The following is a 13,593-nucleotide window of genomic DNA, read 5'->3' as shown; positions in this document are numbered from 1 at the left end:
CTAGGGTTTGGAGTATTTAGCAGCTTGTGAGAGGCTTAGCACTAGCCCTATGGCAAGGCAATTTGCAAGCATAGAGCTTCCTCCATAGCTCAAAAATGGCACAGCGATACCTTTGAGCGGAATCATTCCTGCTATGCCTAAGGCGTTAATAACAAAGCTTAATCCAATAAGCATAGCAATGCCTACACAAAAGAGATAATATACATCATTTTGCACGCGATTAGCGTTTTTGAGGATACGAAACACCACGCACACAAGCAAAAGCACGCACACACAAAGCCCCACAAATCCAAGCTCTTCAGAAATGCCTGCTAGCACCATATCTGTATGCACCTCGCTCAAAAATCCAAGCTTAATAACCCCATTGCCAAGCCCATTTCCAAAAAAGCTTCCATTATAGATAGCATTTGTAGCGTGATAGATTTGGTATGGCTCTGGAAGATTATCCACGCGCAGATAATCCGCAAAGCGCGTAGGTAAGAGCGTGAGGATAGAATCTTGCGCGTTTGCCCACCATAATTTGAGCCGCAAAATCCTATGTGGCGAGATGGTGATAAAAATCGTAGCAAGTGAGCCTGAAGTAAGGATTAAAATCCCAAAAAGCCCAGAGCTTCCGCCCGCAGCAATTAGCATAATAACAAGAGTTAGCGCAAGCAAAACAACCTGTCCTAAGTCATTTTGTAGCACTGCTATTAAAAATACCGCTATTAAAAATACCGCGATGTATGGAAGGATTATGAGGATTTCTTGTGCGATTGTGCGTGTGCTAGATTCTGCGGATTTGCCAAATTTACGCGAAAAGCTCCACGCCAAAAAAAACACAAAGCCGATTTTAAAAAACTCTGATGGCGCGATAGAGATAAAAGGAAGTCGTATCCACCGCTTTGCTCCACCGGCTGAAGTGGCGAGACTCTCAGGCAAAAATGGCATAATAATCATCACAAAAAACGAAAAGAAAAATAGCAAGAATCCGATTTTGAGAAAAAATCGATCGGGGTTTGTTTGAGAGAGAATCCACATCATCAAAATCCCAATCAGTGCAGCGATACATTCGCGCTCAAAAAAATGAAACTTGCTGTAATTGTATAATAAAATCGTGTAGGTTGTGAGTGAATAGCTCATCACAACTCCAATCACAATCAACATACACACATAAGTAAAAAGCCGAGAATCAGCCCGAGAATCAAACATTGCAACCCTTACAAATAAGCATAAATAGCGCACAAATTCGCATTATATAAAAACAAACCTTAGAAAGCATTTTAATACTTTAAAAGAGAATGCGTAAGGATTGCAAAGATTATCAAAATTGCAAGGAATTTTGGAATTATAAGTGTAAATGCAAATGATAAAAATTAAAAATCACAAACATTTAGAGCCACAAAAATTTAGAATAGTGTTTTTAGATTTTGTATGCTATGCCAAAGGAGCAAAAGCCCAAATCCAATAAACAAAACCGCACAGATTCTATGAATCCATACAAGAATCCTCTGCCATACAAAATCTTTTTGCATGAGCTTGTCTCTACAAAACACCGCGACAATAATCACACTCAAAAACGCGCTCCATAAGCTTATAAACAGCACAATAATGCTTGATGTAAGATGTGTATCCATATATGGTGCTATCACAATGCCAAAAAACACTATCGCTTTTGGGTTTGAGAGATTGACAAATAAGCCCTTGAAATAGCCATAAGGTGTGCTTAAAATTGCCTTTTTAGATTTTACTATTTTAGATTCTAGGGATTTGGGTTTTGCGATATGAGATTTTGCATTAGATTCTGTGTTAGATTCTGCAAATTTGGGATTTGTGGAGAGATCACTAAGTGTAATATGAGTTTGTGGAGCAATGAGTATGCGATATGCGGTATATGTGAGATATATCGCTCCAAACATTCCGATACAAATTTGTGCTATTGGGTGAGTTTGTGCTATTGGGTGAGAGAGAAAATGTGCCAATCCAAAATACACAATCCCCAAAAATAAAACCCAGCCTGTGGCTATGCCAAATAGCACGCGAAGCCCTGCTTTTGCGCCAAAGCAAAGTGTGCTTTGTAGCACAAGCAAAATATCAGGTCCGGGAGTTAGGGCTGCGATAAATCCAATCAAAAAAATATCAACAAAGCCCATAATAAAGCCAATAGAGTGTTTATTAATGGGGAGCTTGAGAATATGGGTGGAGAATGGCTGGATCAGCGAGCAAACAAACAGAAGAAGGATCTTTGCCCTCATAATCGATTTTGCTTAATAGATCTCTTGCGATATTGAGTCTAGCGGCTTTTTTGTCATTAGAATCCACGATCACCCAAGGCGCGTGCGGTGTGTGTGTGCGTGAAAACATTTTTTCAAATGCAGTGGTATAATCGTCCCACAAATCAAGCGATTTTGCATCTATTGGGCTAAGTTTCCACATTCGAAGCGGATCGGTTTTGCGTCTTTTGACGCGTCTTTTTTGCTCTTCTCTTCCCACATCAAGAAAATATTTAAAAATCATCGTTCCGCTTGAGATAAGCATTTGCTCTAAATTTGAGACTTGATAGATGAATTGCTTGTATTCTTCTTGCGTGCAAAATCCCATTACGCGCTCAACGCCAGCGCGATTATACCAACTGCGATCAAAAAACACGATTTCCCCACCACTTGGTAATGTCGAGATGTAGCGGGTAAAATACCATTGTGTGCGCTCTAATTCTGTTGGTTTAGCCAAAGCCACGACACGACAGCCTCGAGGATTGAGATGCTCTGTTAGGGCTTTTATCGTCCCGCCTTTGCCTGCACCATCTCGTCCTTCCATGATGATGACTATTTTTTGATTTGTTTTTTTGACCCAATTTTGAAGCTTGACAAGCTCAATTTGTAGCTTTGCAATCTCTTGAAGATAGAATTTTTCTCCGATTTTGCCATTTTTTTTGTAGATATTTTTGGCGTCAGTTTTTATGGATTCTGGGCGAATCATAATGACTTTTTTATGTTCTTTTGACATGTGGTGATCCTTATATGACTTTATAAACTCGCATATTTTAAGCTCGTTTTGATATGATAAGCTTAATTTTTTAAAATTACCTTAAATTTAACAGAGAATTTATAAGGAGTTCTTGATGTCTCTTGAGTCAAAAGTCAATCAAAAAGTGTTTTTTTTGAATATGGATAATCAGAGTGCGTTTGTTTTGTGCCAAGCAATGCTTACAAAGCATAATGTAGAGTGGAGAGATCCAAGCCAAAATAATAGCGCAAGTAAAAACAAAAGCGAAAATAGTGCAAGTGCAGATGATAATAAAAGTGAAGATGGGGTGATGATTGCAGGAGAGAGCGCAAATGTAGAGGCTTTTATCGCAGAGCTTGAGGCGTTTTTTGGCAAAAATGTTGTTGTGTCCTCGTGTTTGGAGGAATGCGCATTGAAACGTTTGCAGCTCGCACACAAAACAATAGCCACCGCAGAGAGTTGCACGGGCGGGCTTTTGGCGTATTGTTTCACCAAAAACGCAGGCGCGTCCTTAGCATTTTTGGGCGGAATCATAAGCTATGCTAATACTATCAAAGAGCAAAATCTTGGTGTCAATCCATACACACTCCAAAACTTTGGCGCAGTCAGCCATGAAGTCGTCTCCGAAATGCTTGAGGGCGCGCTTGATTTATTTGGGGCAGATATAGCTTTAGCGACAAGCGGTATCGCAGGTCCTGGCGGAGGCAGTGTCAAAAAGCCCGTTGGAATGGTATTTATAGGTATGCAAAAAAGGGGTGAAAAACCTGTGATTGAGAGGCATTTATTTGGGGGCAATAGAGTTGAAATCCAACAGCACTCTTGCATAAAAGCTTTGGAGATATTACTAAAAAATCTATAAAAGCCCTTGACAAAAACCTTTAAAAAAAATACAATTTGCTTTTTTATTTATACACTTAGATTCTGATTATATTTTTCTTAAGACCCGCTAGCTCAGTTGGTAGAGCAATTCCCTTTTAAGGAATGGGCCGTTGGTTCGAATCCAACGCGGGTCACCATCTTTGAATATAAGTAGTGGCCCCGTCATCTAGCGGTTAGGATACCACCCTTTCACGGTGGCTACAGGGGTTCGAGTCCCCTCGGGGTCACCACTTTTTATTTCCCTTAATTTTTGGTCGCTTAGCTCAGTTGGTAGAGCGCCACCCTTACAAGGTGGATGTCATAAGTTCGAGTCTTATAGCGACCACCACTTATAGATTCTAAATTTTGGCGTATAGATTTTGGAGCGGTAGTTCAGCCGGTTAGAATACCTGCCTGTCACGCAGGGGGTCGCGGGTTCGAGCCCCGTCCGCTCCGCCATTTTATTTCTTTACTATTATTCCTTATATTCATTCCTTATATTCATTTTTATTCCTCTGCCATTACCTTTTGCCACTATTTTATTTTTCATTATTTTTCTATATTTTTGGATTCCCACTTTAAGCTCATTGTAAAAATTTTTAAGTTAGTATCCATAGTTTTATCGTTTATCCAAAATTGGTGTTTGGAGATTTTTATGGGAAATAATGCAATACACACAGCACAGCGCAATATATATAATATTTTTGATTCTGTCAATAATCAAGGCGATGATCTTGGGCTAGATCAAGTCTATCTTGACTTTTATCATGATGCAAAGGTATTTTTGGGGCATAGGATTTTTAAGGATTATTTAAGGAGATTTGCATACGGGATTGATGCTTCATGCTATCGATACATTCCAAAGCTTGTCATTTGGGCGCACACAGAAGAAGAAATCCAAAAGATTTTTGCCCTAAGCCATAAATACAAGCTTGCCCTTACTTTTCGTGCAGCAGGAACATCTCTAAGCGGGCAGGCTTCAAGTCAAAGCGTGCTTGTAGTGTGTAATAATATACATTGGAAAAATATCTCTTTAGTGTTTGATTTGGGTAATTCTCATAATCCTAGCGATACTGGTTTGGCGCATTCACATCAAGCAGACACAAGCGCAAATAAAACAGCCCAGCCCAACGCGCCTGTGTCGATTTGGTGCGATTGTGGGGTGATTGGCGCAGATGCAAATCTCGCCCTCAAAGCCTATCAAAGAAAAATAGGACCCGATCCAGCCACGATAAATAACGCGCTTATTGGCGGGATTTTTTCAAACAATTCAAGCGGAATGTGCTGTGGCGTGAAACAAAACAGCTATCAGACGATTAAATCTATCCGCGTGATTTTAAGCGATGGCTATATTTTAGATACCTCTTCAGAGCAGAATCTTAAAGATTTTTGCGTGACATATCCGCACATTGTGGAGAATCTTTTGGCTTTGCGTGAGGAGATTTTATCAGATAGCGCACTCACAGCGCAAATTAAACGCAAATTTGCTATCAAAAATACGACAGGATATGGCATTAATGCGTTTGTGGATTTTGAGGACATCAAGGGTATTTTGGATCATATTTTTATCGGAGCAGAGGGGACTTTGGGGTTTGTCTCTCGCGTGGAGTATGAATGTGTGCGGGATTTTACTTATAAAGCTTGCGCTCTTTTGTTTTATGAAAATCTAGCCCTAACCGCCCAAGCCATCAAGATTCTAGCCAAAAATGACTCTATTGTCAGTGCTGCTGAAATGCTTGATTATTCCTCGCTTGTGAGCGTGCAAAACATACAAGGAATGCCCGCAGAGATTAAGCAAATCACAGAAGGAAATTGCGCGATTTTAGTCCAGCTTGAAGAAGATAGCAAAGAAGCCCTTAATCGTAATATCGCCACAATCACCACCGAGCTAGAATCCATACCTACTTGCTTTGGTATGCGCTTTAGCTTTGATACAAAAGAGCAAGAGATTTGGTGGAAAGTGCGCAAAGGACTTTTGCCCTATACTGCTTCTATGCGTCCTAGCGGTGCAACGGTGATTACTGAGGATATTTGCTTTGAGATAGAATATTTTGCGCCCGGTGTGGAGGGGATTGCAAAACTCTTTAAGCAATATGGATTTGAGGGGGTGATTTTTGGGCATGCATTAAGCGGAAATGTGCATTTTATCATCACACCAATGCTCGGAGATGAGAATGAATGCCAAAGATTTGGTGCATTTATGGAAGCTCTTGTAGAGCTTGTGGTAAGCTTTGGCGGAAGTATTAAAGCAGAGCATGGCACAGGGCGTATGATGGCGCCTTTTGTCGAGAAAGAATGGGGAGCAAAAGCCTATCAAATCAACCAAAAAATAAAAGGTATTTTTGATAGCGCACATCTCATCAATCCAGATGTGATTTTGACAGATGATAAAGACATTCACCTCAAAAATCTCAAACCCTCAAATGCCAATCTCATCGAGGATTATTTGGACGCTTGTATGGAATGTGGATTTTGTGAAAAAATCTGCCCAAGTAGAAATCTCACCCTAACGCCAAGGCAGAGAATCGCTGTGTATCGTGAGATTGAGCGACTCAAATCAATGCAGAATCTAAATGAAATAAATGAAATCGAGCAAAAAGAGCTTGAAGCATTGCAAAAAGGATATGAATATTTTGGGGTGGAGACTTGCGCGACTTGCTCGATGTGTGCGACACTCTGCCCGCTAGAGATTGATACAGCCAAGATCGCACTACACAAAAGCCAAACTCACGCGCCAATCACAGAATCTATGGTGCGATTTTTTGCTAATCATATCGAAATAACCACGCAATTTATGCGATTTGGGGTAGGGTGCGCGAATGTGGCAAATACTCTTTTGGGGCAGACGCTCACAAAAAACATCGCGCAAAAACTTCATAGATTCTGCAAAACTCCTGTGCTTTTGGATTTTTTTCCGACCAAAAACACCTACGCGCTCACTTCGCGCTTTATCACACAAGAGTGTGAAGATAAACGCCAAGAAAACAAACATCAAAATAATAGAGAAAATATGCACAAAAATGAGTGCCAAGAAAATAATCATAAAGAAAATGGGCGCGTGATTTATTTTAGCTCTTGTTTGAATCGTGCCTTTGCGCCAAGCGCGCAAGCCAAAGACAAAAGAAGTATCGCTGAAGTGTTTGAAAATCTTTGCAAAAAAGCTCGCTTTAGTGTGATTTATCCGCCAAATATAGAGGAGCTTTGCTGCTCTAAAGCTTACAAAAATCACCCCAAAATCGCAAACAAACTTGCCAAGCAAGCCTATCAATCGCTTTTGCAAGCTTCGGAAAATGGCGCGATTCCAATCGTGTGCGATCATAGTGCTTGCTCGCTTGAGCTTTTAAAAATCATCACAGATTTTGCGCGCCAAAACAACACAAAACCGCTCAAAATCCTTGATATGCCAGCTTTTATACAAGAATATTTGAGCCCACTTCTGCAATTCATTCCAAACGCCCAAAAAGTAGCACTTTATGCTCCTTGCTCGACACGAAACCTCTCAACAAAAGCAGAATCTAGCAAATCGTGTAATTGGGAGGAGGCGATTTTTGCGCTTGCGCGTTTGTGTGGAGCGAATATCGCGTATGATAGCAATGTCAAATGTTGTGGATTTGCAGGCAATAAGGGCTTTTTGACACCAGAGCTTAATAAAAGCGCGCTTGAATATTTTGGCGAACACAATGGCAAGTCTTTATTTAGCGATGTCAAGCAAGGATATAGTAGCTCAAGCACTTGCGAGATAGGGCTAAGTGATAGGAGCGGATTTGTATGGCAGCATATTGTGTATTTGGCGGATTCTTGCACGAAATAGTTTTAGAATCTAGATTCCATAGATTCTAAATCCTAGCTTTTAAGCGATTTGAGCTACGAGATTTGTTTTTTGCTTCGTCAATGAACTACATGTTCTATTTCCTCGCTCAAAACTTCACAATCTATCAAACCCTTGCAAACCCTTGCAAACCCTTGCAAACTCATCTTAAAATCTAGAATTTTTTACACGCTCTTTTTGTTTGCATAGAATCTAGATTCTATACAGACGCAATGATACATTAAGAAATCCTCTATTTTTAGGTAGATTTGGGGTTGTGTAGAAATTTTAGGCAAGCAAAAATACAAAAAAGTGTAACATAGAAGTTCATCACAGGCTAAAAATTTCAAACTCCCTGAAATATGGCTTCTCAAGCAAAGCCCTAGAGTTGCATAGCAAAAAAGAGAGGATTTAGATTCTCTAGGATTAGATTCCAATATCTTAAAACTTTTGACAAAATCAAACCCCACTACCCCTAAAACACATACCGAGCACCTAAATTTCCTGTAATATTTATATCTTTATAGCTTAGTCCTACTTTGCCACCAAGTCCAAAATTAATAAAAAATTGTTCCAAAAATTGCACTTCACCACCTGCTGTGGCATTTGCAAAGGTATTGAGATTATCGCCTTGTTTGTAGCTAAGGTTATTACTTCCGACAAATCGCACTTCTGCAATATTATTTGATGAGATATAAATATCTCGTTGTGCGCCAACATTAATAAACCAATACGATCCTTTTTGAAAATACTGCCTTGTCTCAAATGCAACATTAAGAGCTAGCACATGCTGAAGCGCTTGTGGGCTTTGTATGCCAAGATTGTTTGTGTAATTAGTAAAGCTTTGGTTAGTAGTATTTGGATCAAAAGCCGTAATTAAACTATCTGCACCATTAATCTTTCCGACATTAATCATATAATATGACATTCCAATACTTGGCTTAAATACAAGTGTTTTACCTTTCATACCAAAGATATAGCCATAATTTGCATTAAGATTAAATGTATGGGTATTGTATTTATAGCTTTGTCCTAATTGTGAGAGCCAAATATTCTCACGCGCATTAATATCTTCATTATTCATACCAATTGTATATCCAGCATTAAAGTCAAATTCGTGATTTTTAATAATTGCTCTTGAGTAGATTCCGCTATTGACATTATGGCTATTGTTTTTGATAAGATCAGCTGTATATGTCCCATATCCATATGCTGCAAACACTCCAAGTATAAGTCCATTTTCTCCAAGATTTAAAAACCTATCATAGCCTACATTAAGTCCATATAATGCACCATAGCCATTACTAATAAAGCTTGCAGAGCCAATGGCATTTGCCCAGATATTATTAGCATAAGTATGGCGGTTTGAGAATTTATATAAATATGCTGGATCAAGTGTTACATCTTCAATATCTGATCGTGTGCTAGAGTTGTTAGCATAATGTGCGCGCTTTTTGTTTTGCATAAGTGAGGCAAACTTTATACCATTATCATAAGAATCAACTCGTGAGAGTTTGACAAGTCGTTGGATTTTGGCAATGTCTGCTGCAAGCTTTGTGGCTTCTGCGGTAGAGCTTTTGCGCTCTGTGGAGGAGAGTTGTTCTAGGGTATTATAAAGCTGTGTAGCAGTATGTTCAAAAAATCCTATATCATAATCCATAATATTTGTGCCAGTGAAAGTGATTCCTCTTGAGTGGATACTTACAAATTGAAGCCATTTGAATATATCAGAGTTTGAAGTCTCAACTTGATGCGCAGAGCAGCCAGCAGTATTATCCCTACACACAACTTGTTCTTTTTTTTGCTCATCATATTTGGTATAGACAACTTGTCCGTTTTGTGTTTGGGTGATTGTTTCTTGTCTTGCTGTGGTTGGAGAGATTGCTGCGATTTTAGCGACATATTCATCACCTCTACTCTTTCCACCCTTTTGCCAAATGTAGTAACGTATATCATTAATATCATAAGGATTATCTGGATTATTTCCTAAGATCTTTATACCTATGGTGCTATAATCTACAACCTTTTCATATCGCAATCCAATATTATTGAGTCCTGCTTGAAGTTTGGCTTGAAGTTTGGCAAGATCAACCCTACTTTGTGTATAATCAATACTTCCATCAGCATTTATTGTTGGCTCACCCTTTGCTCCCTCATAAATAGCAATAGAGTTTTTGATGTAATCACATTGCTCTTGTGTGCCAGAATCTCCACAATGAAAAGTTTGTGTATTTCCACTTGCTGTGGTGAAAATATATTTAATTTCCATTGCGTCAATGAAGCGATAGGTTTTATTTCCTTCTATTGTGAGATTGCTTAGATTCTTACCAGCATGTGTGATATAAAGGATTGGCTTTCCATAGTTATTGACGCTATTGTTTGATTGATTGACTTTTACATCAAAATAGCTCAAACCAATGCTGCTTGTAGCATTCATCTCTATTGAGCCGTTATTGATAATGTTGAGTTTATAAAATTCTGCTCGTGCGTTATGATCGAGTATGAGGTTTTGGATATTGGAAGTCTCTATATTTGAAGCGTAGAATCCAGCTATTTTGCCAAGTTTGAGAGTGCCAATCGTCAATGTCGTATTAGCCATAAATCTATCTTTATTAAACTGCAAGCTCGCATTATGCCCACTCCCGCTTCCTCCCCCAGCTTCCACGTTTATGCTACCAAATTTCGCACTTCCTCCCTCTGGCATATCAAAATCTGTCGTAGGATTGCCTGTGGTGCGACGAATTTCTAAACTTGAAGCTGAAAAGTCTTTATTGAGATGCACAACACCCTTTCGTGCTTTTAGATTACCGATACTTACCACACCGCTAACCTTGCTAAAATCCACAACTGCACCCCAAATACCAGAATCAAGAAATTCATCACTAGTGCCTGTGCCATCTCTCCCTATTACAATAGTTCCTGTATGTTTTAGATTTTGGGCTACAAAATCCACTCTGCCTCCATTTCCAGAAGTGCCTAAATGTGTGTTAATATCTACATTATCAAGCGTTATATCACCTTGTGCTTTAAAAGAAATATTTGCGTTTTTTGTAGAAGCACCGGGAGTTGTTTTGAGCGAAGAGTTTTTGATATTGATAGTTTTGCCTTCAAATATCGCATTAGAATAACTAGCAGCAGTGATAAGATCAAAATTTAAATTTAACTTATTTATATCAAGTTTATCGCTTGCTTTGAAATTAACTTGTGCTTTTCCTTGCGTGGCTGTGATGTTTATGTTGTGTAGAGTGATATTTTTAGCCTCAAAGTTGATATACGCATCAGTAGTTAATCCGCCTGATTGGACTGTAAGTGAGCTTTTATCATCAAAAATAATGTCATTTGTAGCTTTTATATCAATCACATTACCTCTTGAAGCTAAAGATGATTGATTTGTAAAATTAAGATTCCCAGCAGAATTGAGCGTTACCATTCCCCCAAAGCTTACTTTTGTATTATCAAAGCTCATATCCCCGCCTGTTGTTTTCATATCAAGTGTAAAGCCATTATGATCAGCATTGAGTGTGGAATTTTTGAAAGTGATAGTTTGCCCTGTGGCTTTGAAGTGGTTATTTTGCGTGCCAGCAATATTAAGATTAAGAGTGAAGGTATCGGCTGTTAGATTCTCTGTGGCATTAAATGTAAAAGCGGCTCCACCTCCTGTCTCAAAACTATTGCCAGCTCCTAGAGTGCCTGTGAGATAGACTTCTTTAGCTTTGAAAGTTGCTCCAATATATCCTATTAAACCACCTTGCCAACCACTTCCTCCAAAATGAATATTTCCATTTCCGACTTGTTTTTGTTTATTACCAAAAATAAGTGTGCCATTTGCGTATGTTTGGGTAAAATTTTTAGGCCGAGTATTATAGGTTCTTTTATTTTCTATATAAAAATTACCCGTGTTGTCGCTGGTCTTATTTGAAAGATTATAGACATCATTTGTAATATCAGTATCCGCAGACAAAAACACAAACATAAGGCTTGAGATAATCAAAGAAAATTTTATTCTATACATTACATTCCCACGCATTACACACAATCCCCCTTGTGTTAACATTTCGTAAATTGTATTTGTTGTGAGGAGGCATTTTACTCTTTTTTGTTTAATTATTAAGAACAAAGCAGTGTTTAATGATAGAATCTAGAATCCAAAAATCAAAAGTGGATTCTTATAGATTGCCACGCAAGGATAAACCTTGCTCGCAATGACAAGCCTACTCCCTCAATTGCGAGGACGATAGGACGAGGCAATCCAGTCAAATAGATTGCCACGACTTCCTAGCAGAAGTCTCGCAATGACGATTTAGAATCTAGATTCTTTGTTCGTCTCACTCGCTCAAGTAATGACGACAAAAACGTTATGTCAAACACAAGCAAGCATTAAGAAATCCTCTATTTTTAGACGGATTTAGTCAGGATTGTGTAGAAATTTTTAGGCAAGCAAAAACACAAAAAAGTGCAGCATAAGCATTCATCGTAGCTTGATTTTAGATTCTGAATGCTTTGAAAAATCAATGAGATCTTGCGTTGTAGTAATGTAATGTGGCAGGCAAAGGGTTGAGATTTTGAAAATCTCTAGCGCGGTGAGCGCATCAGCATACGCGCGGTGTGCGATAGAGGTGTTAATCCCCAAAAATTCATTGAGGTATTGCAATGAATAACGTTTGGATAAAATCGTGCGTCTTGCAAGATCGATTGTGCAAAGCTTTGGATTAAGCAGTTCGCCTAGATGTTCGCTCTCCATTGCATAGCTTACAAAGCTATAATCAAAGCCGACATTATGCGCGACAAATACACTATCGCCCAAAAATTCCTTAAACTCTCTTAGCACTTGGTGGGCTTGCCTTGCGTTTGTAAGCATATCTGTTGTGATTTGGGTGATTTGGGTGATTATCTCTGGCACAAATGGCGCAAATATAAGCTCATCAAAGCGATCAAGAATCTTTCCGTCTTGATATAAAATCGCTCCAATTTCAATGATTTGCGCTTCTTTGGGGCGCGCACCTGTCGTCTCAATATCCACAAAGCAAAATTTTTGCTTATGAAGTGACGTGTTTTTGGTTTGCAATCCAAAACAATCATTATCCTCATACAGCGGAAAGCCTTTGGCTTTGAGGAGTTCGATTTGGGTTTGCGGAGATTCTTGGGATTCTGTGTTTTTGAGCGTCTCCAAAAACCCAAAAAACTCCTCTTTTGAGATTGGGTTTTCATACAGCCTTTTAAATATATGATGGTGTGCTTGTGCCATTATTTGAGAGAATCTATCGCTTTTTTGTAGTCGTTTGCGTCAAAGATAAAGCTTCCTGCTACAACAATATCAACGCCTGCATTTTTAAGCGCAAGGATATTTGTATCATTGACTCCGCCATCGACTTCGATAAGGCATTGTGGGTTTTTTTGGAGGATAAGATTTTTGAGATTCTGCGCTTTTGGGATCACACTTGAGATGAAGCTCTGCCCGCCAAATCCGGGATTTACACTCATAAGTAGCACCATATCAACATCTTGGATAATGTATTGTAATTCCTGTTCGCTTGTGTGGGGATTAAGCACGATAGCAGGCGATGAGCCTTGAGATCTAATGTGGCTAATTGTCCTGTGAAGATGTTTGACTTCCTCGATATGCACGCTTACAAAGCGAGGCTTAAGTGGCAAAAAATAATCCACAAAAAAATCAACATTTTCGACCATAAGGTGTATATCAAGTGGTTTTGTAGCGACTTTGGCGACTTGAGAGAGGATAGGCATTCCAAAGGTGAGATTTGGGACAAAATGCCCGTCCATAATGTCTAAATGCACAAAATCCGCCCCTGCCTTGCAGATAGATTCTACTTCTTTTCCTAATTCCAAAAAATTTGCTGATAAAATACTCGGCGCAACAAGCATATCTCAACCCTTAAACATTGAATCATTCAAAATTTGTCTAAATTTAAAACTTAAAGCGT

At 39.0% G+C, this 13,593-nt stretch carries 9 protein-coding genes and 4 tRNA genes; 6 read left to right on the top strand and 7 right to left on the bottom strand.

Going from position 1 to position 13,593, the window contains the following annotated elements; all coding sequences use genetic code 11:
* From DY109_RS01860 to ppk2, 3 genes are all read right to left on the bottom strand, one after another.
* The gene (locus DY109_RS01860) at positions 1-1,191 is read right to left on the bottom strand and encodes an FtsW/RodA/SpoVE family cell cycle protein (RefSeq protein WP_023949633.1); all 1,191 of its coding nucleotides are present in this window, start codon (positions 1,189-1,191) and stop codon (positions 1-3) included.
* A gap of 197 nt (positions 1,192-1,388) precedes the next feature.
* The gene (locus DY109_RS01855; RefSeq protein WP_023949635.1) at positions 1,389-2,132 is read right to left on the bottom strand and encodes a LysE family translocator; all 744 of its coding nucleotides are present in this window, start codon (positions 2,130-2,132) and stop codon (positions 1,389-1,391) included.
* Positions 2,133-2,154: 22 nt separating this feature from the next.
* Positions 2,155-2,985, bottom strand: a complete 831-nt coding sequence (gene ppk2 / locus DY109_RS01850) for a polyphosphate kinase 2 (protein ID WP_023949636.1) — start codon at positions 2,983-2,985, stop codon at positions 2,155-2,157.
* A 115-nt stretch (positions 2,986-3,100) separates the two neighbouring features.
* Here ppk2 and DY109_RS01845 point away from each other — a divergent pair, with 115 nt between their 5' ends.
* The 6 genes from DY109_RS01845 to DY109_RS01820 all read left to right on the top strand — a co-directional run bounded on the left by DY109_RS01845 (position 3,101) and on the right by DY109_RS01820 (position 7,654).
* A complete protein-coding gene (locus DY109_RS01845; RefSeq protein ID WP_023949637.1) occupies positions 3,101-3,844 on the top strand; it encodes a CinA family protein in 744 nt (247 codons plus the stop codon).
* Between the two features lie 81 nt (positions 3,845-3,925).
* Positions 3,926-4,001: transfer RNA gene (locus DY109_RS01840), tRNA-Lys, on the top strand.
* An 18-nt stretch (positions 4,002-4,019) separates the two neighbouring features.
* Positions 4,020-4,094: transfer RNA gene (locus DY109_RS01835), tRNA-Glu, on the top strand.
* Between the two features lie 22 nt (positions 4,095-4,116).
* Positions 4,117-4,192 (top strand) — tRNA-Val (locus DY109_RS01830).
* A 33-nt stretch (positions 4,193-4,225) separates the two neighbouring features.
* Positions 4,226-4,302, top strand: a tRNA-Asp gene (locus DY109_RS01825).
* A 196-nt stretch (positions 4,303-4,498) separates the two neighbouring features.
* Positions 4,499-7,654 carry an FAD-binding and (Fe-S)-binding domain-containing protein gene (locus tag DY109_RS01820; protein WP_023949638.1) on the top strand — a complete coding sequence of 1,052 codons (3,156 nt, stop codon included), beginning with the start codon at positions 4,499-4,501 and terminating at the stop codon, positions 7,652-7,654.
* A gap of 182 nt (positions 7,655-7,836) precedes the next feature.
* Here DY109_RS01820 and DY109_RS01815 read toward each other — a convergent pair whose 3' ends face one another.
* The 4 genes from DY109_RS01815 to rpe all read right to left on the bottom strand — a co-directional run bounded on the left by DY109_RS01815 (position 7,837) and on the right by rpe (position 13,534).
* Positions 7,837-8,121 carry a hypothetical protein gene (locus tag DY109_RS01815; RefSeq protein WP_023946525.1) on the bottom strand — a complete coding sequence of 95 codons (285 nt, stop codon included), beginning with the start codon at positions 8,119-8,121 and terminating at the stop codon, positions 7,837-7,839.
* Between the two features lie 5 nt (positions 8,122-8,126).
* Positions 8,127-11,678, bottom strand: a complete 3,552-nt coding sequence (locus tag DY109_RS01810; RefSeq protein WP_181894612.1) for a vacuolating cytotoxin domain-containing protein — start codon at positions 11,676-11,678, stop codon at positions 8,127-8,129.
* A gap of 441 nt (positions 11,679-12,119) precedes the next feature.
* Positions 12,120-12,896, bottom strand: a complete 777-nt coding sequence (locus DY109_RS01805) for a 3'-5' exonuclease (RefSeq protein WP_023947220.1) — start codon at positions 12,894-12,896, stop codon at positions 12,120-12,122.
* On the bottom strand, positions 12,896-13,534 hold the full coding sequence (gene rpe, locus DY109_RS01800; RefSeq protein WP_023947217.1) for a ribulose-phosphate 3-epimerase: 639 nt from the start codon (positions 13,532-13,534) through the stop codon (positions 12,896-12,898). Before rpe ends, DY109_RS01805 begins: the two co-directional genes overlap by 1 nt.
* Positions 13,535-13,593 lie beyond the last annotated feature (59 nt).

This window comes from Helicobacter fennelliae (assembly GCF_900451005.1).
Lineage (GTDB): Bacteria > Campylobacterota > Campylobacteria > Campylobacterales > Helicobacteraceae > Helicobacter_B > Helicobacter_B fennelliae.
This window is presented reverse-complemented; position numbering and strand designations above follow the sequence as displayed.

Coding starts and splice junctions, on each gene's coding strand:
- DY109_RS01860 (WP_023949633.1), bottom strand. CDS start 1,191: ATGTTTGATTCTCGGGCTGATTCTCGGCTTTTTACTTATGTGTGTATG.
- DY109_RS01855 (WP_023949635.1), bottom strand. CDS start 2,132: ATGGGCTTTGTTGATATTTTTTTGATTGGATTTATCGCAGCCCTAACT.
- ppk2 (WP_023949636.1), bottom strand. CDS start 2,985: ATGTCAAAAGAACATAAAAAAGTCATTATGATTCGCCCAGAATCCATA.
- DY109_RS01845 (WP_023949637.1), top strand. CDS start 3,101: ATGTCTCTTGAGTCAAAAGTCAATCAAAAAGTGTTTTTTTTGAATATG.
- DY109_RS01820 (WP_023949638.1), top strand. CDS start 4,499: ATGGGAAATAATGCAATACACACAGCACAGCGCAATATATATAATATT.
- DY109_RS01810 (WP_181894612.1), bottom strand. CDS start 11,678: ATGCGTGGGAATGTAATGTATAGAATAAAATTTTCTTTGATTATCTCA.
- DY109_RS01805 (WP_023947220.1), bottom strand. CDS start 12,896: ATGGCACAAGCACACCATCATATATTTAAAAGGCTGTATGAAAACCCA.
- rpe (WP_023947217.1), bottom strand. CDS start 13,534: ATGCTTGTTGCGCCGAGTATTTTATCAGCAAATTTTTTGGAATTAGGA.